This window comes from Mycolicibacterium septicum DSM 44393 (assembly GCF_000455325.1).
Taxonomy (GTDB): domain Bacteria; phylum Actinomycetota; class Actinomycetes; order Mycobacteriales; family Mycobacteriaceae; genus Mycobacterium; species Mycobacterium septicum.
Genome location: NZ_HG322953.1, coordinates 715,490 through 732,320, shown reverse-complemented (window position 1 = coordinate 732,320; position 16,831 = coordinate 715,490). Strand labels below are relative to the sequence as shown.

Annotated in this window: 16 protein-coding genes and 2 pseudogenes; 7 read left to right on the top strand and 11 right to left on the bottom strand. The window is 67.7% G+C overall.

Annotation, left to right across the window (positions count from 1 at the left end):
* Positions 1 to 54: 54 nt before the first annotated feature.
* On the bottom strand, positions 55 to 456 hold the full coding sequence (locus TX88_RS30305) for an SCO2097 family morphological protein (RefSeq protein WP_044524384.1): 402 nt from the start codon (positions 454 to 456) through the stop codon (positions 55 to 57).
* Between the two features lie 227 nt (positions 457 to 683).
* Here TX88_RS30305 and TX88_RS30300 point away from each other — a divergent pair, with 227 nt between their 5' ends.
* The 4 genes from TX88_RS30300 to TX88_RS30285 all read left to right on the top strand — a co-directional run bounded on the left by TX88_RS30300 (position 684) and on the right by TX88_RS30285 (position 4,814).
* On the top strand, positions 684 to 1,307 hold the full coding sequence (locus tag TX88_RS30300; protein WP_044524383.1) for a GNAT family N-acetyltransferase: 624 nt from the start codon (positions 684 to 686) through the stop codon (positions 1,305 to 1,307).
* Positions 1,308 to 1,318: 11 nt separating this feature from the next.
* Entirely contained in the window at positions 1,319 to 2,035 is a 717-nt protein-coding gene (locus TX88_RS30295; RefSeq protein ID WP_044523689.1) for an LppM family (lipo)protein, read from the top strand.
* 126 nt (positions 2,036 to 2,161) lie between these two features.
* Positions 2,162 to 3,250 (top strand): bifunctional (2E,6E)-farnesyl/geranyl diphosphate synthase, encoded by a 1,089-nt coding sequence (gene idsA2, locus TX88_RS30290; RefSeq protein ID WP_044523688.1) that lies wholly within the window; start codon positions 2,162 to 2,164, stop codon positions 3,248 to 3,250.
* Between the two features lie 31 nt (positions 3,251 to 3,281).
* The gene (locus tag TX88_RS30285; protein ID WP_044523686.1) at positions 3,282 to 4,814 is read left to right on the top strand and encodes an alpha-(1->6)-mannopyranosyltransferase A; all 1,533 of its coding nucleotides are present in this window, start codon (positions 3,282 to 3,284) and stop codon (positions 4,812 to 4,814) included.
* On the opposite strand, the gene TX88_RS30280 is transcribed toward TX88_RS30285, so the two are convergent.
* The gene (locus tag TX88_RS30280; RefSeq protein WP_044523684.1) at positions 4,803 to 5,207 is read right to left on the bottom strand and encodes an Rv2175c family DNA-binding protein; all 405 of its coding nucleotides are present in this window, start codon (positions 5,205 to 5,207) and stop codon (positions 4,803 to 4,805) included. The genes TX88_RS30285 and TX88_RS30280 overlap by 12 nt on opposite strands.
* A gap of 36 nt (positions 5,208 to 5,243) precedes the next feature.
* On the opposite strand from TX88_RS30280, the pseudogene TX88_RS30275 reads away from it, so the two are divergent.
* Positions 5,244 to 6,496, top strand: a pseudogene (locus TX88_RS30275) (protein kinase domain-containing protein).
* Between the two features lie 23 nt (positions 6,497 to 6,519).
* Here TX88_RS30275 and TX88_RS30270 read toward each other — a convergent pair.
* From TX88_RS30270 to TX88_RS30260, 3 genes are read right to left on the bottom strand one after another with little or no spacing between them, the layout of a single operon-like run.
* Positions 6,520 to 7,917 (bottom strand): class II 3-deoxy-7-phosphoheptulonate synthase, encoded by a 1,398-nt coding sequence (locus TX88_RS30270; RefSeq protein WP_044523683.1) that lies wholly within the window; start codon positions 7,915 to 7,917, stop codon positions 6,520 to 6,522.
* Positions 7,918 to 7,950: 33 nt separating this feature from the next.
* The gene (locus TX88_RS30265) at positions 7,951 to 8,469 is read right to left on the bottom strand and encodes a polyadenylate-specific 3'-exoribonuclease AS (protein WP_044523682.1); all 519 of its coding nucleotides are present in this window, start codon (positions 8,467 to 8,469) and stop codon (positions 7,951 to 7,953) included.
* Positions 8,469 to 9,344 (bottom strand): hypothetical protein, encoded by an 876-nt coding sequence (locus TX88_RS30260; protein ID WP_044523680.1) that lies wholly within the window; start codon positions 9,342 to 9,344, stop codon positions 8,469 to 8,471. The genes TX88_RS30265 and TX88_RS30260 overlap by 1 nt, the downstream gene beginning before the upstream one ends.
* An 83-nt stretch (positions 9,345 to 9,427) precedes the next feature.
* On the opposite strand from TX88_RS30260, the gene TX88_RS30255 reads away from it, so the two are divergent.
* Positions 9,428 to 10,741 (top strand): glycosyltransferase family 87 protein, encoded by a 1,314-nt coding sequence (locus TX88_RS30255; protein WP_044523677.1) that lies wholly within the window; start codon positions 9,428 to 9,430, stop codon positions 10,739 to 10,741.
* On the opposite strand, the gene TX88_RS30250 is transcribed toward TX88_RS30255, so the two are convergent.
* The 5 genes from TX88_RS30250 to TX88_RS30230 all read right to left on the bottom strand — a co-directional run bounded on the left by TX88_RS30250 (position 10,738) and on the right by TX88_RS30230 (position 14,203).
* On the bottom strand, positions 10,738 to 11,481 hold the full coding sequence (locus TX88_RS30250) for a lysophospholipid acyltransferase family protein (protein ID WP_044523669.1): 744 nt from the start codon (positions 11,479 to 11,481) through the stop codon (positions 10,738 to 10,740). The two genes, TX88_RS30255 and TX88_RS30250, sit on opposite strands and share 4 nt — an antisense overlap.
* 108 nt (positions 11,482 to 11,589) lie before the next feature.
* A complete protein-coding gene (locus tag TX88_RS30245) occupies positions 11,590 to 12,003 on the bottom strand; it encodes a hypothetical protein (RefSeq protein WP_044524382.1) in 414 nt (137 codons plus the stop codon).
* Positions 12,000 to 13,259 carry an ArsA family ATPase gene (locus TX88_RS30240; RefSeq protein WP_044523667.1) on the bottom strand — a complete coding sequence of 420 codons (1,260 nt, stop codon included), beginning with the start codon at positions 13,257 to 13,259 and terminating at the stop codon, positions 12,000 to 12,002. Before TX88_RS30240 ends, TX88_RS30245 begins: the two co-directional genes overlap by 4 nt.
* A complete protein-coding gene (locus TX88_RS30235) occupies positions 13,256 to 13,693 on the bottom strand; it encodes an SRPBCC family protein (RefSeq protein WP_044523665.1) in 438 nt (145 codons plus the stop codon). The genes TX88_RS30240 and TX88_RS30235 overlap by 4 nt, the downstream gene beginning before the upstream one ends.
* A gap of 120 nt (positions 13,694 to 13,813) precedes the next feature.
* On the bottom strand, positions 13,814 to 14,203 hold the full coding sequence (locus tag TX88_RS30230; RefSeq protein WP_044523658.1) for a hypothetical protein: 390 nt from the start codon (positions 14,201 to 14,203) through the stop codon (positions 13,814 to 13,816).
* 106 nt (positions 14,204 to 14,309) lie between these two features.
* Between TX88_RS30230 and TX88_RS30225 the strand changes: the two are divergent.
* Positions 14,310 to 16,105 (top strand): annotated as a pseudogene (locus TX88_RS30225) (AMP-dependent synthetase/ligase).
* Positions 16,106 to 16,115: 10 nt separating this feature from the next.
* Here TX88_RS30225 and TX88_RS30220 read toward each other — a convergent pair.
* Positions 16,116 to 16,831 (bottom strand): glycosyltransferase family 4 protein (locus TX88_RS30220; protein WP_044523653.1); only part of this gene is annotated, 716 nt, incomplete at its 5' end.

Genomic DNA, 16,831 nt, shown 5'->3' with positions numbered 1-16,831 from the left:
ACACAAAAAAAGGGGCAGCCCGCTATGGGCTACCCCTTGATGCCGTCGAGCGGCTCAGTCGTCGAACCGGCGGCGGAACCGATCTTCCATCCGAGTGGTGAACGACCCACCGCGCTGACGACGCTGGCGCGGCGCATTGCCGGACCCCTGCGCCGCACGGTCACGGCCCCCGGTGACACGCGGTCCGGTGACGGCGAACACCACGCCGCCGAACATCACCACGAAACCCACCACCGACAAGATCGGGAAACCACCGATCATGGTGGCCTTCACGGCCACCCCGACAACCAGTAGTGCCAGGCCCACCACGAACAGGAGCGCACCCTGAAGCCTGCGCCGAGCCGATGGCGCCCTCAAGGTCCCACCGCGCACGCTCGACGCGAACTTGGGATCCTCGGCATAGAGCGCGCTCTCGATCTGATCGAGCATGCGCTGCTCATGATCGGAGAGTGGCATTCGTCCCTCCTTGCCGACGCCGCCGTCGCTGTTCAACATTTCACATGCCCGCAATCACGGACACCTAAGCCTAATGATACGAGGTCGATCCGAGCCGTACCACCTTGTTCACCTTCGATTGTAAGTCGTTCCGAGATAGCCCCGGTCGATGGGACCGACAGCATCCCAACCGGATAATGCTGAAGATAATGAGTTCGGCAGACACCGGCGGGCGAAAGGCGAAAGCATTGGCGACGTATCTCATAGATCTGTCGCCGGACGACATGAAGCGCCGGCTCCCCGAGGCGCTGCGCGTGTACGTCGACGCCATGCGCTATCCACGCGGAACCGAGGAGCAGCGCGCCGCCCTGTGGCTCGAACACACCCGGCGCGCGGGCTGGAAATGTGTGGCCGCCGTCGAGGTCGCCGAATCCGGCGCGAACGCCGACTCCGGCACGGATGCGGGCACTGAATCCGGTGCGGACCTGATCGACGCCCCGCTGCTGGGAATCGCCTACGGATACAGCGGGGCGCCCGATCAATGGTGGCAACAACAGGTCATCTCCGGCCTGCAGCGCGTGGGCGCGAGCCCCGGGCGCATCGCCGAACTCATGGCCAGTTACTTCGAACTCACCGAGCTGCACATCGAGCCCCGCGCCCAGGGCAAAGGCCTCGGCGAGGCCCTGACCAGGCGACTGTTGGCCGGCCGCGACGAATCGCACGTGCTGTTGTCGACTCCTGAGATCAACGGCGAGGCCAATCGCGCGTGGCAGTTGTACCGGCGGCTCGGCTTCACCGACGTGATCCGCGGATACCACTTCGCCGGTGATCCCCGACCGTTCGCCATCCTCGGTCGCCCACTGCCGCTGTGAGATCTGGCACGATGACCAGCGTGCACGTCCGACCACCGAGCCGCCTTCCCAGACGTAGCCGACGGACCCGCTTCCTGACGTTGGTGATGTTGCTGCTGATCCTGCCCATGGCGGTGGGCTGCGTCCGGGTCCGCACGTCCATCACGGTCTCCCCCGACGACCGGGTGTCGGGCCAGATCATCGCGGCGGCAAAGCCGCGGGACGCCGACGACAAGGGCCCGCAGCTGCTGAACAACCTCCCGTTCGCCACGAAGGTCGCGGTCTCGGAGTACAGCCGCGACGACTTCGTCGGCTCCCAGGCGGTGTTCTCCGACCTCACGTTCGCCGAGCTGCCGCAGCTGGCCGGGATGAGCCGAGATGCCGCCGGGGTCGACATATCCCTGCGCCGCGCCGGTGACCTGGTGATCCTGGAAGGCCGGGTCGATCTCACCTCGCTGTCCGATCCGCAGGCCGATGTGCTGCTGACCGTGTCGTTCCCCGGCGAAGTGACATCGACCAATGGCGACCAGGTGAGCTCCTCCATCGTGGAATGGAAACTACGGCCGGGAATCGTCAGCACCATGAACGCCCAGGCCCGTTACACCGATCCGAGTGCCCGGTCGTTCACCACCGCGACCATCTGGCTCATCGTCGGCGCGTTTCTGGTTGCTGGAGTGATCGGGGCCCTGGCGTGGATGAGCCGTGACACCTCCCCCAAGCCGGGTGAGCCGGTCGCCGGCAGCGACTGACCGGCAGCACCGTCCCGGCCGAGCTCACAGCTACGCCACACTCGCTTGGTACAAAACCCGTGGCACGCTCTACGCTGAGTGCACTCGGGGACACACCGTTGACACAGAAAGGGGCGGGCGCTGAGCGTGCAAACATCGGCACCGTCAACCGTCGAGCTGGCCGGAGCCGTCACCGACCAATTGCGCGACTACCTGCGCGAGCGCCGCCGCGACTGCGAGTACATCGGAACCGACTACGCAGAGCTGACCGAGGCCCTCGAGGAATTCGTCCTGCGCGGCGGCAAGAGACTGCGCCCGGCGTTCGCCTACTGGGGCTGGCGCGCGGTGATCGATCCGGCCGACCGCCCCGCCGAGCCCGGCGTGCTGAGGCTGTTCGCCGCGCTGGAGTTGCTGCAGGCCTGCGCCCTGGTGCACGACGACGTCATCGACGATTCGGCCACCCGTCGTGGCCTGCCGACCGTGCACCGGACCTTCGCCGACCGGCACCGCGACCGCAACTGGCACGGCTCGTCCAAGCAGTTCGGCCTTTCTGCGGCCATCCTGGCCGGCGACCTGGCCCTGTCCTGGGCCGACGACATCGTCGCGAACGCCGACATCCCGGCCGACGCGCAGCAGCGCGTTCAGCAGGTCTGGCGCCACATCCGCACCGAAGTGCTCGGTGGCCAGTACCTCGACATCGTCGCGGAGGCCAGCGGCGCCGAATCGGTGGCCTCGGCGATGAACGTCAACACCTACAAGACCGCGTCCTACACGGTTGCCCGGCCGCTGCAGCTGGGCGCCGCCGCGGCGGCCGACCGGCCCGACGTGCAGCAGATCTTCCACCAGGTCGGCAACGATCTCGGCGTCGCCTTCCAGCTCCGCGACGACGTCCTCGGGGTGTTCGGCGATCCGGCGGTGACCGGTAAGCCCTCGGGTGACGACCTGCGGTCAGGCAAGCGCACGGTGCTGCTGGCCGAGGCACTCGAGTTGGCCGACAAGTCCGACCCTCCTGCCGCCGAGTTGCTGCGCACGTCGGTGGGCACCGAGCTGTCCGACGCACAGGTCGGCGAGCTGTGCGGGGCCATCGAATCTGTCGGCGCCCTGGCGGCGGTCGAGGAGCACATCGAGCTGCTCACCCGCCGCGCGCTCGAGACGCTGGCGGCCGCACCGATCCACGAATCGGCGAAAACCGGCCTGGCCGAGATCGCCCGGTTCGCGGCGAACCGGTCGGCGTAGAAGACCGTCACCGCAACATGACATCTCTCTCATGACACCCTTGCCAACCGAGACCCCGAGCACCGGGGTGGCGCAACACATCTCGCGTCTGGCCGCATTCGCGGTGTCCGCCGAAGCCCGACCGGCCCGGCTGGGTTGCCTGGGCGCGGCCCTGCTGACCATCGGCGGGCTCGGCGCGGGCAGCACCCGGCTGCACGACCCGCTCCTGGAGTCACTGCACCTGTCCTGGTTGCGGTTCGGGCACGGCCTGGTGCTGTCCTCGATCCTGCTGTGGGCCGGCGTCGCAGTGATGCTGATCGCCTGGCTCTGGCTGGGCCGACGCGTGATCGACGGCACCGCCACCGAATACACCATGGTGGCCACCACCGGTTTCTGGCTCGCGCCGCTGCTGCTGAGCGTGCCGCTGTTCAGCCGCGACACCTACTCCTACCTGGCCCAGGGCGCGCTGCTGCGCGACGGCTTCGACCCCTATGTGGTGGGTCCGGTGGACAATCCGAACTCCTTGCTGGACAACGTGAGTCCGATCTGGACGACGACCACCGCGCCCTACGGGCCTGCATTCATCCTGGTGGCGAAGTTCGTCACGATCCTGGTGGGCGACGACGTCGTGGCCGGCACCATGCTGCTGCGGCTGTGCATGCTGCCCGGTCTGCTGTTGCTGATCTGGGCCGCACCACGCGTGGCCCGCCATGTCGGCGCCAACGGGGCTGCGTCACTGTGGATCTGCGTGCTCAATCCGCTGGTGATCGTGCACCTGATGGGCGGCGTTCACAACGAGATGCTGATGGTCGGCCTGATGATGGCCGCGATCGCACTGACCTTCGCCGGCCGGCCGGTGATCGGGGTCAGCCTCATCGCGATAGCCGTCGCGGTCAAAGCGACCGCCGGGCTTGCCCTTCCGTTCCTGGTCTGGGTGTGGATGCGCCAACTGAGGGACAAGCGGGACATGCCCGCGGTGCGCGCGTTCGCGGTCGCCACCGCCGCTTCGGTTCTGATCTTCGTGGCGGTGTTCGCGGTCATCTCCCTGCTGGCAGGCGTTGGCCTGGGCTGGCTGACCGCGCTGGCCGGCTCGGTCAAGATCATCAACTGGCTGACAGTGCCCACCGCGGCCGCCAACCTCATCAATGCCATTGGCGGCCTGCTTTTTCCGGTCAATTTCTACGCGGTACTCGAGGTCGCCCGCATCATCGGCATCCTCACCATCGTCATCGCGCTGCCGTTGTTGTGGTGGCGCTACCGGCACACCGACCGCGAAGCCCTGACCGGTATCACCCTGGCCATGGTGGTGGTCGTGCTGTTCGTACCGGCCGCACTGCCCTGGTATTACACCTGGCCGCTGGCGGTGGCCGCCGCACTGATCCAGACCCGGCCGGCGATCGCCGCTGTCGCCGGATTCTCCACCTGGATCATGGTGATGTGGAAACCCGATGGGGCGCACGGCATGTACTCGTGGGCCCATGTCCTGCTGACCACGGCGTGCGCCTTGGTGGCGTGGTACTCGCTCTACCGCGCACCTGAGGCGCCCGCTGAGGCCGAGGCTCAGAACCAGCCGTCAGTAGGCTAGCGCCTGCGCGCGGCGCAGCACCTCGCGTGCCTGGTGGGAATGCAGCGCGTCGACCGGCCGGGCATTGGACACCCGCTCGGTGCTGCCGTCGGTGGTGATCGTCAGCGATTCGTCCGGGGTGAACAACCAGCGCACGATCTCGGTGTCGTGGTAGCCGCCGTCGCGCAGCACGACCAGCAGGCCGGGCAGTGGCTTGACCACATGGCCGTTGTCATCGAAGAAGAGCTTCGGCACCACCAGAACGCGGTCGCGGCGCACCGCGATCAGCTGCCCGTCGCGCAGCTGTTGGTGCACCTTGGTGACGGGAATGCCGAGCAAATCCGACACCGTGGGTAGGTCGTAGACGGCCTCGTCGGGGTCCAATATGTCATCGGCCGCTGGAATGCTGCTCACCGCACTGATTCTAGGGCCACCGCGGCAACTCGTAACATGTGTCCGGTGGAGCAGCAATCGGATCCACTCGTCGGCACCATGCTCGACGGGCGCTATCGCGTGGACACGGCCATCGCCACCGGTGGCATGTCCACCGTCTACCGCGGCCTCGACGTCCGCCTGGACCGTCCCGTGGCGCTCAAGGTGATGGACTCCCGCTACAGCGGCGACAGCCATTTCCTGACCAGGTTCGGCCGCGAGGCCAAGGCCGTGGCCCGGTTGAAGGATCCCGGGTTGGTGGCGGTCTACGACCAGGGCGGCGGAAGCCCTGGTGGTCAGCCACCGTTCCTGGTGATGGAACTGATCGAGGGCGGGACGCTTCGCGAACTGCTGGCCGAACGCGGCCCGATGCCCCCGCACGCGGTCGCTGCCGTCCTGGCACCGGTGCTCGGCGGGCTCGCGGTGGCGCATCGGGCCGGGCTGGTGCACCGCGACATCAAGCCCGAGAACGTGCTGATCTCCGATGACGGCGAGGTCAAGATCGCCGACTTCGGTCTGGTGCGTGCCGTCGCCGAGGCAAAGATCACATCGACCAGCGTGATCCTGGGCACCGCCGCCTACCTGTCCCCCGAGCAGGTCAGCACCGGTGATGCCGACCCACGCAGCGACGTGTACGCGGTCGGCATCCTCACCTACGAACTGCTCACGGGCGTCACTCCGTTCACCGGCGACTCCGCACTCACCGTGGCCTACCAGCGCATGGACAATGACGTGCCGGCGCCCAGTGCGGTAATCGCAGGGGTACCAACGCAATTCGACCAGTTCGTGCGCCGGGCCACCGCGCGCGACGCCGGGCAGCGATTCGCCGACGCCAACGACATGCGGGCCGAACTGCTCCACATCGTCGACGACCTCGGCCTGCCCGCGTTCCGGGTGCCCGCACCGCAGTATTCGGCGCAGCACCTGGCCGCCACCCGCGTGCATGATCTCGCGGAACCTGAAAGTGCCCGCGTCGAGGCCACCACGGCCGTGACGGCCGCACCGGCCACCCCGCCGGTGGCGCCTGCGCCGCGCCAGCCCACTCGCGAGATCACCCGGGACCAGCACGACTGGGCACCGGTCCCGGCCGATCCCACTGAACACCCCTCGGCGAAAGCCAATTCGCCGGTATCGAGCTGAGCGAGTTCTACTGGGCCCGCCAGCGCGCCAAACGGGTGCTGGCATTCTGGGTGATCGCGGTACTCACGTTGACCGGCCTGATCGCCGCCGCGGCCTGGACGCTCGGTAGCAACGTCGGCGCCCTGTTCTAGCCGGCCGACCGCCCGAAATCGCGCTAGCTGCGCAGCATCTCGGCGACGAGGAACGCCAGCTCCAGGCTCTGCTGGGTGTTGAGCCGCGGATCGCACGCGGTCTCGTAACGGCCGGCCAGGTCGTCATCTGAGATGTCCTGCGCCCCACCGAGACACTCGGTGACGTTCTCGCCGGTGATCTCGACATGGATGCCGCCGGGGTGGGTGCCCAGCGCGTGATGCACCTCGAAGAACCCCTGCACCTCGTCGACGATGCGATCGAAGTGCCGGGTCTTGTACCCGGTCGAGGACTCGTGGGTGTTGCCGTGCATGGGGTCGCACTGCCAGATCACCTGATGGCCCGTCGCCTGGACCTTCTCGATGATCGGCGGCAGCAGGTCGCGGACCTTGTTGTTGCCCATCCGCGTCACGAGCGTCAGCCGGCCCGGCTCGTTGTTGGGATCCAGCCGCTCGACGTACTCGACGGCGAGTTCCGGCGTCGTCGTCGGCCCCAGCTTGATGCCGATCGGGTTGGCGATCACCTCGGCCAACGCCACGTGGGCGCCGTCGAGCTGACGCGTCCGTTCGCCGATCCACAGGTAGTGCGCCGACTGGTCGTATAGCTTGGCCGGTCCGTCCGGGTTCTCGGCCGGGTCGGACAACCGCAGCATCGCACGCTCGTAGTCGATCACCAGCGCCTCGTGGCTGGCGAAGATCTCGGCGGTCTGCAGATTGCGGTCGGCCACCCCACACGCGGACATGAACTTCAGGCCCCGGTCGATCTCCCCGGCCAGCGCCTCGTAGCGGGCGCCCGCGGGCGAGGTCCGGACGAACTCACGGTTCCAGTCGTGTACCAGGTGCAGAGACGCCAATCCGGACGAGGTCAGCGCGCGGACCAGGTTCATCGCGGCGCTGGCATTGGCGTAGGCGCGCACCAGCCGCGACGGATCGTGCTCGCGCACCGAGGCATCCGGTGCGAAGCCGTTGACCATGTCACCGCGGTAGGACCTCAGGCCCAGCGCGTCGAGATCCGACGACCGCGGCTTGGCGTACTGGCCCGCGATCCGCGCCACCTTGACCACCGGCATGCTGGCGCCGTAGGTCAGCACCACGGCCATCTGCAGCAGCGTGCGGATGTTCGCCCGGATGTGCGGCTCGGTGTTGTCGACGAAGGTCTCGGCGCAGTCACCGCCCTGCAGCAGGAACGCCTTGCCCTGCGCGACGTCGGACAGCAGGCCTTTCAGCTTCTCGATTTCCGAGGGCACGGTGACCGGCGGCACGCTCTCCAGCACCGTGCGCATGGCCTTGGCCGCCTCGGGGTCCCAGCTGGGTTGCTGAACGGCCGGCTTGGCCAGCGCCGCATCGAGCCGTTGACGCAGCTCGTCGGTCAGCGGAGGAAGTGGCGGCAGCTGGTCGATGGGGATGTCGACGGTCCAGTTCACCCGTTCATGGTAGCCGCCGGTGAACGGCGGTTTTCAGGGCTGTGTTATGCCGCGATCTCGCGTGGGTGTGAGATCCAAACCCGTCATCAGCTGGAACCGGTGCAGATTGTGCCGCGCGTCGACCAGCGCATCGTGCGCTTCGGTCGGCCGGGCGGGCATCCGCGGCGATCCGCGCTCCTCCCAGAACTGGCGCAGCTCACGGGTGAACCGCGGCATCGCCGGAGGCAGATCGGTCATCGGGCCCCATAGCTGGCACAGCACCACATGGTCGTAAGCGCCGACCCAGGCCCACAACTCGATCGGCTCGTCGCCGTCGATGTCGAAGAAGTCCTCCAGCTCCGACCGGATCTGCCGGCGTGATCGCCACAACTGCGAGGACGGGGACGGCAGTTTGGGCAGCACGTGCTTACGCACCCACCGACCCGCCCGGTCCGGATTGAACTCTGTCGAGATCGCGTAGTACTCGCGGCCGTCCTCGGCGGCCACGCCGATCGAGATCAGCTCGATGGTGCGACCGTCGTCGATGAACTCGGTGTCGTAGAAGTAGCGCATCAGGCGATCTGCTCCGTCTTCGTGGCCGGCGATGTGATCGGGGCCGGGGCCGCATGGATCTCCCGGTCGAGCTGCGCGTCGACAGCGGCGTCGTCAGGGATCTTCGGCATCCCGGTGATCGCATCCTGCAACCACAGCTTGGCCTGCACGACGGGCCGGCGCAGCCAGCGCTCCCGTTCCAGCGCACGGTGCATCTTGCGGGGGCGGCTGGTGTAGCGCCAGCGCGCCCACGGCGCATGCGGCCGCGACAGCCGCACCGCCCCGACGAACAACAACGGGGTTATGAACATGCCCACCAATCCAGTCCACACCTTGCCTTTGAGCAGGACGACCACCGCCAGCGCCAGGGTCAGCACCGCCACCGCGGCCACGAATGCGCGCATGGCCAGAGACTGGTCCTCGCGCCAGATACCGATATCAAAGAATGACAGCGGGTTGAAACCCAGGATCAGCAGCCCCGCCACCGCCACCGCGGCGAACACCGCATCCACCGAGGTGCGGCCGTCCTCGGCCCAGTACACATCCGACAGATGCAGGATCAGCGCGAACTCGTCGAGCACCAGGGCCGCGCCGATGCCGAAGAAGATCGCGGCCACGGTGAACTCCGGTACCCCGCCGTTGACCGCGAGCGTCACCATCGTCACCCCCGACACCATCACCAGCACCACGCCGATCACCATGTGGTGGATGTGCACCGAACCGTGGCCCATGTTGCGGGGCTGCCACCACCGGGGCGGTCGTTCGCTGCCGGCGTTCCTGCGGATGTAACGCACCACGATGCGGGTCACGAAGAAGGTGAGGATGAACGCCACCAGGCAGCACAGCAGCGGCAGGCGATCGCGCGTGAGGAAATCGAGGTGAACGGTCGCGTGCACGCACAGAGAACTTACGCCGACCTGCGCGCGTCGCGAGTGCGGATGCGCCCACACGGGGATGCCCCCGATAGTCTGTTGAGGACATGAGTAAGCGGCAGTCGCCCGGCGGGGCTGGTTGGGCACCGACGATCGGGTGGCGGCTTTTTCAGTTGCTCACAGTGGCCGGGTTGATCCTGGTCGGCTGGCGGCTACTGGGCCACGTGCCCTATCGCATCGACATCGACGTGTACCGGATGGGCGGACGGGCCTGGTTGGACAACCAGCCGCTGTACGCCGACGGCGCGATTTTCCACACCCAGGGCGGCCTCGACCTGCCGTTCACCTATCCCCCGCTGGCGGCGATCATGTTCGCGCCGTTCGCCTGGCTGTCGTTGCCCGCGGCAAGTGTGGCGATCACCGCCACCACGCTGGCGCTCCTGGTCGTCTCGATCGTCATCGTGCTCACCCGGCTGAACGTCTGGCCGGAGACCACGATCACCTCGGAGCCGGCCTGGCTGCGCCGCTGCTGGCTGGCGACCGCGCTGGTGGTGCCTGCGGTCTTCTGGCTGGAGCCGATCCGGTCGAACTTCGAGTTCGGCCAGATCAACGTGGTGCTGATGACGCTGGTGGTCGCCGATTGCGTACCGCGTCGGACGCCGTGGCCACGCGGTGTGCTGCTGGGCCTGGCGATCGCCCTCAAGCTCACTCCCGCGGTCTTCCTCCTGTACTTCCTGCTGCGCCGCGACGTCCACACCCTGCTGCGGACCGCCGCGGCCGCAGTGGTGGCGACCATCGCCGGATTCGTGCTGGCCTGGACCGACTCGATCGAGTACTGGACCGAGACGGTGCGCAACACCGACCGGATCGGCACGGCCACGCTCAACACCAACCAGAACATCGCAGGCACGCTGGCCCGGCTCGGCCTGTCCGAGGGGCCGCGGTTCCTGTTGTGGGTGGCCCTCTGCTTCGCGGTGCTGGCCCTGACGGTCTGGGCGGCCCGGCGAGTCCTGCGCTCCGGAGCCGATGAGGGCCCTGTGGTCGCACTGATCTGTGTTGCGATGTTCGGCCTGGTGGTGTCGCCCGTGTCGTGGTCGCACCACTGGGTCTGGTCGCTACCCACCCTGTTGGTGACCGGTGTGCTCGCCTACCGGATGCGCGGGATGCATATGGCGTCGCTGTATCTGGCCCTGGTGACGGTGATCGGCCTGGCCTTGATGGTGTGGACGCCCATCGCACTGTTGACCCCGCATCACGAGACCGCGGCGTCAGTCGTGCGGCAGCTGGCCGGCGATTCCTACCTGTGGTGGGCGCTGGCGGTCATCGTCGTCATCGGCGCCGTGTCGACCTCCGAGGCTGCCAAGACGACCGCGGTGACCACCAGCCCGCTGGTGCCGCTCAGCGGCGGCGAAACGTCCTAACCCGCTGCGGCGTGCGGCAGCCGGGCCGCGGGCTTGCTCGCGTCGACCGGCTGGCCGTTGGTCTGCTGCACGCTTTCTTTGATCGCGGCCGCGTAGATGTCGACGTACTCCTGACCGGACAGATCCATCAGGTCGTACATCACCTCGTCGATCACCGCGCGCTCGATGAAGCGGTTACCGGCCAGACCGTCGAACCGGCTGAAGTCCATGGGCTTGCCGAACCTGACCTCGACCCGGCCGAACCGCAGCCCCTTCGACCCCGGCGGGTTGACGACGTCGGTGCCGACCATGGCCACCGGGATCACCGGCACACCGGTCTCCAGGGCCAGCCTGGCCAACCCGGTCTTGCCCTTGTAGAGGCGGCCGTCCGGTGAGCGGGTGCCCTCGGGGTACATGCCGAGCAGCTTGCCCTCGCCCAGGATGCGCTTGGCGGTGGTCAGCGCCGCCTGCGCCGAATCGGCGTCGGTGCGGTCGATCGGCACCTGGCCGACGACGGTGTAGAACCAGGCCAGGAACCGGCCCTTGATCCCGGTACCGGTGAAGTACTCCTGTTTGGCCAGGAAGGTGATGCGGCGGCTGACCACCAGCGGCAGGTAGAAACTGTCCATCACCGCCAGGTGATTACTGGCCAGAATCGCCGGTCCGTCGGTCGGAACATGTTCCAGCCCAGTGATTTTGGGCCGGCCGAGGACGGCCAGCACGGGGCCCAACAGGACGTACTTGAACAGCCAATACCACATGGACCCTCCACCTTGTGCGCACCGCGCAATGCTCTGCGACAACTGTACCCAGGCCATGTTGTGGCTACCACAGCAAGCCCTGGATGCCTGCTGAGTCTCAGCGATGCCTCAGTCTTCGACCGTGACCGGGATGTGCTGGTAGCGACCGGGAGGAGGCGGGGGCGGGTAATCGTCGGGCGGCGGCGCATCCGGCCCACCGTCAGGCGGCGGGCTATCTCCGCCGGGACCACTATCCCCACCACTGCCGGACCCATCGCTCCCATCATCAAGGACCGCGCGGATCACCGTCAGCAGGGCCACACTGTGCTCGGCGATCACCGACAGCAGCGGATGCTGCTCACCGTTGACCACCGCGGCCAGTGCGCACACCGGGCACCACACCTGCTGACACTTGCCCGGGCTGTCGCCGGCAGACGCCGCGAAGTTGGCCGCTGCCAACCGCACCGCCGGATCCAGCCGGTCCAGAATGTCCTGCGCCAATTGCCGCAGCTCCGAACCCAGCTCGGGATGAGACCCCGTCATGCCGGCCACACCTCCGGATTCGGACGAAAACGTACCGTCAGCTCGCTACCCCGCAATTGCGCGTCTGTCACGATGCACCGACGCAGGACAGAGGCCAACCGCACCCGGCGCCGCATTCCCGCGACGCCGATGATCAAGTCGTCATCGACGCGACCGAGCGTGAGGCCGGCCGAATCGATCTGCGGCAACTCTAGCCGCAATCGGTACACCGCTTCGAGTCCAGACCCCGACTCCCGATCGACGATGGGACGCAGCGGACCCGGAGGCGGCGACCCGTCACGCCGTCGCGCACTGTCGATCAACTCCCCCAGCGCCTTGGCACCGATCGGCTCCCCCGGCACGTGCGGTACGAGCACCAGCTGCACATCGCCGATCGTGGCATCGAGCTCGTCGAGCACCGTCTGTTGCTCGGCGATCCGCTCGGTGTACCAGTCGAACGCGGGATGCGCCGGAAGATTCTGGTACTCGAACGAATCATCCTGCACCAAAATCTGATTGACGATGATCTCGGCGACCTCGACACCCATCAGGGCAAGCGATCCCAGGGTCCGCGAGGCCTCGGCCGCCACCACCCGCTCGGGGGTGAGCACCAGATGCGCACTCACCCGGGACCCATCGGTGAGCAAGGTCGAAAGCCGGCGGATACCGGAGTCCACGCGTTCGATCAGGGCCACGATCGCCGCACTCACCGCATCCGGTGAGCCCGACAGCCGTCGGTGCCGCGGCCAGGCCCGCTCCAGGTACAGGCCGAAGGTCTCCGGCAGCGTCAGCATCCGCAGGGCATCGGCGGTCGAGGCGCAGTCCACCACCACGTGATCCCAATGCCCGGATTCAGCGAGCTCGCCCACCTCGTGCAGCCCCAGCACTTCCTGGATTCCCGGTAGCGCCGAAAGTTCTTCGGGGGCAACATCTCCCAGATCAGACTCGGGGAAACGGGCCGCCAGCGGGCCGGCCGTCTCGACCCAGCGCGCGCCGAGTAGGGCCAGGGTGTCGAGCGCGAGCGCGTCCAGGACACCGCCCGCGTCGGTCAGTCCGGTGTCCAGATCGCTGAGCACCCGCGTGGGGACCCGCTGCCCCGTGGGAGCGAGCGTGATCCCGAGGACGTCGCCCGTGGAATGGGCCTGATCGGTAGACACGATCAGCACCCGCCGACCGGACGCGGCGTCGCGAACCGCGGTGGCTGTCGCCAGCGTCGACTTACCTACTCCGCCCTTGCCGACGAACAGGCTGATCCTCGCAGGAGTCGAGGACGTCACTCAGCCTCGGCACGTTTCTTGAGGTCTTTGAGCGCGGTGTCGGTGAGCCTGCGCTCCGCCTTGCGCTTGAGCAGCCCGATCATCGGGATGATGAGGTCGACCGACAACTCATAGGTGACTTCCGTGCCGGATCCCTTGGGCGCCAAGCGGTATGCCCCCTCCAGCGACCGCAGCAGCGAACTGGACACCAGCGACCAGGTCACCGAGGCGCGATCCGCGGGCCACACGTAGGTCAGCACCATCGTGTCCTTGAGCACCGCGGCGTCGAGCACCAGCCTGGCGGTCTTGGGATTGCCCTGCGCGTCGGTCTCGAGGACCTCGGCTTCCTTGTACTCGTTGACCCACTCGGGATACGAGGCGATGTCGGCGATGACATCCATCACCGTCACCGGATCGGCGTCGATGTAGATGGTCTGTGTCGTTTTGTCGGCCACCGCATCGCCCTATCTCCCCGCACGCGGGGGTCCCCTACTTCCCCCGCCCCGCGGGGGTGCCCTGGCTCTCGCCGAGAAATCTACCCTCCCGCAGATAGACCCGGTCAAACACGCCAGAGGTCAGGCCAGTCGGGACACCCCGACCGGGCGAGCCGACTCCAACCGCTGCTTGATGCCGAAGGACATCGCCTTGCCCGCCACCCGGCGTTCGTGGTTCATCTTTGCCAGATCCATCTCGGCCAGCTGCTTGGCCGTGGCGCCGGACGGTTCGGCGTGCAGGAAGTAGTGCAGCACCACTCCGTCCATCACCGCCTCCAGCCAGACCTCCATCGTGCCGGTCAACGCACCGGTCACATTCCAGCGGTGGCCCTTGTCAGCGCGGTCCTCGACGACCTTGAGCACCAGGTCGGGCCACCACCGCCGCCAGCTGGCGGGATCGGCGACCGCGGCGCCCACGGCGACCGGATCGGCGCAGACGAACGTCTCGTCGGCGATCTGAATGCTGTTCATCGCGGACTAGCTTCACATATGCGTGATCGCCTGCATACCGGGGCCGACTAGGCTGACCCGCAAAGCCGGTACCACAAGCCTGGAGGGCAAGATCGTGCCTGAGTTCATGCGGGAGTACAGCGTGCCCGCGTCATTTGCCGTCGACGAGCACGACAGCATCGTCAGCTCGGTATCCGCGCACGCGGCGGACAGTCCCGACCACGTCATCTTCCGGCGCCTGGTCGACGGCACCTGGACCGACGTGACCTGCGCCGAAGCGGCCGACCAGATTCGTTCGGTCGCCCTGGGCCTGATCGCCGAGGGAATCCAGCCCGGTGATCGCGTGGCCATCCTGTCGGCCACCCGCTACGAGTGGCCGATCATCGACTTCGCGATCCTGTCGGTCGGCGCGGTGACTGTGCCGATCTACGAAACGTCCTCTGCCGAACAGGTGCGGTTCGTCCTCGACAACTCCGCGGCGCGCATCATCTTCGCCGAGACCGACGGGCACGCGGAGACCGTGGAACAGCTCCGCGGCCAGCTGCCCGAGTTGCGCAAGGTGCTGCGGATCGACGGCACCGGCACGCCCGCGCTGGAGGCCATGGCCGACGCTGGTAAGTCAACCGACGGCGCCGAACTCGACAAGCGCCTGGCCGGAATCCGTTCGGCCGACCCGGCGACCCTCATCTACACCTCCGGAACCACCGGTCAGCCCAAGGGCTGCCAGCTGACCCACTCGAACCTGCTCTACGAGATCCGGGGAGCCAAGGCCTGCTTCCCCGCCGAGCTGGCCCCGGGTGAGCGGATGCTGGTGTTCCTGCCATTGGCCCACGTGCTGGCGCGGGCCATCACCATCGCGGCCTTCACCAACAAGGTGACCCTCGGCTTCACCAGCGACATCAAGAACCTGGTCCCGACCTTCGGGTGTTCAAGCCGACGCTCGTCGTCTCGGTGCCCCGCGTGTTCGAGAAGGTCTACAACACCGCCGAGCAGAACGCCCGCAACGACGGCAAGGGCAAGATCTTCTCGATCGCCGCCGACACCGCGATCGAGTGGAGCAAGGCCCAGGACACCGGTGGCGCCGGTCTACTGCTGCGCGCCAAGCACGCGTTGTTCGACAAGCTGGTCTACGGCAAGCTGCGGGCGGCCCTCGGCGGCGAATGCCGGGCCGCGATCTCCGGCGGCGCACCGCTGGGTGCGCGGCTGGGCCACTTCTATCGCGGTGTGGGGCTGAGCATCTACGAGGGCTACGGCCTCACCGAGACCAGTGCGGCCATTACCGTGAACCGGGTCAACGACCTCAAGGTCGGCTCGGTCGGCAAGCTGATGCCGGGCAACAGCATGCGTATCGCCGAGGACGGCGAGCTGCTGGTCAAGGGCGGCGTGGTGTTCAGCGGCTACTGGGGCAACGAGTCCGAGACCAACGCGGTGTTCTCCGACGGCTGGTTCCACACCGGCGATCTGGGTGCCATCGACGACGACGGCTTCCTGACCATCGTCGGGCGCAAGAAAGAAATCATCGTCACCGCGGGCGGCAAGAACGTCGCACCCGCGCTGCTCGAGGATCGGCTGCGGGCCCACCCGTTGATCAGCCAGGCCATGGCCGTGGGTGACCAGCAGCCGTTCATCGCCGCGCTGATCACCATTGACCCGGAGGCGTTCCCCGGGTGGAAGCAGCGCAACGGGAAGGACGCCGGCGCCTCGGTCGGCGATCTGTCCGACGACCCGGACCTGCTGGCCGAGATCGACCTGGCGGTCAAGGAGGCCAATCAGGCGGTGTCGCATGCCGAGTCGATCCGCAAGTTCCGGATCCTGCCCGTCGATTTCACCGAGGACACCGGCGAACTGACCCCGACCCTGAAGGTCAAGCGCAAGGTGGTGGCCGAGAAGTTCGCCACCGACATCGCGGCGCTCTACGGCTGATCCCGCGGGCTCAGCCCGAGAGCAGCCCGGTCAGCCGGGCGCCCTGCGAGCGCCACTGCCAGTTGTCGACTGCCCAGTGGCGTCCTGCCACCCCCATCGCGGCGGCGCGGCCGGGGTCGGCCAGCACGTCGCCCACGGCCGTCGCCACCGCCGCCACATCGGTGCCGTCCACCACGGTGCCGGTCTGACCGTCGAGCACGGTTTCCGGTGCACCGCCAGAGGTTCCGGCGATCACCGGCACGCCGCAGGCCGAGGCCTCCAGGTAGACGATGCCGAGTCCCTCGACGTCCAGACCCGCCCCTCGGGTACGGCACGGCATGGCGAACACGTCGGCCATCGCATGGTGGGCGGGCAGTTCCGCCGCGGGCACCGCACCGGTGAAGGTGACGTCGGCGGCCACATCGTGCGTCTGCGCGAGTTGTTGCAGGCGCTGTAGATACGGTCCCCCGCCGACGATGACCAACGCCGCATCGGGGACGCGGCGCCGGATGGCGGGCCAGGCCCGGATGAGCATGTCCTGACCCTTGCGCGGCACCAGCCGGGACAGGCACACCACCACCGGGCGCTGCCCCAGCCCGTAGCGGGCGCGCAACTCGGCCCGGGCCACCGGATCGGGTACGAAGCGGTCGGTGTCGACGCCCGGCGGCAGATGCTCCAGCGCCGCACGGGGACCGAACGCCGAGGCGAACCTGTCGCGGGTGTAGCGGCTGATGAACGTCACGACGA

What these genes read in the sequence shown, in the direction of transcription:
- TX88_RS30295 (WP_044523689.1), top strand. Translation starts at nt 1,319, where the DNA reads ATGACCAGCGTGCACGTCCGACCACCGAGCCGCCTTCCCAGACGTAGC.
- TX88_RS30230 (WP_044523658.1), bottom strand. Translation starts at nt 14,203, where the DNA reads ATGAACAGCATTCAGATCGCCGACGAGACGTTCGTCTGCGCCGATCCG.
- TX88_RS30285 (WP_044523686.1), top strand. Translation starts at nt 3,282, where the DNA reads ATGACACCCTTGCCAACCGAGACCCCGAGCACCGGGGTGGCGCAACAC.
- TX88_RS30250 (WP_044523669.1), bottom strand. Translation starts at nt 11,481, where the DNA reads ATGTGGTATTGGCTGTTCAAGTACGTCCTGTTGGGCCCCGTGCTGGCC.
- TX88_RS30255 (WP_044523677.1), top strand. Translation starts at nt 9,428, where the DNA reads ATGAGTAAGCGGCAGTCGCCCGGCGGGGCTGGTTGGGCACCGACGATC.
- TX88_RS30265 (WP_044523682.1), bottom strand. Translation starts at nt 8,469, where the DNA reads ATGCGCTACTTCTACGACACCGAGTTCATCGACGACGGTCGCACCATC.
- TX88_RS30245 (WP_044524382.1), bottom strand. Translation starts at nt 12,003, where the DNA reads ATGACGGGGTCTCATCCCGAGCTGGGTTCGGAGCTGCGGCAATTGGCG.
- TX88_RS30305 (WP_044524384.1), bottom strand. Translation starts at nt 456, where the DNA reads ATGCCACTCTCCGATCATGAGCAGCGCATGCTCGATCAGATCGAGAGC.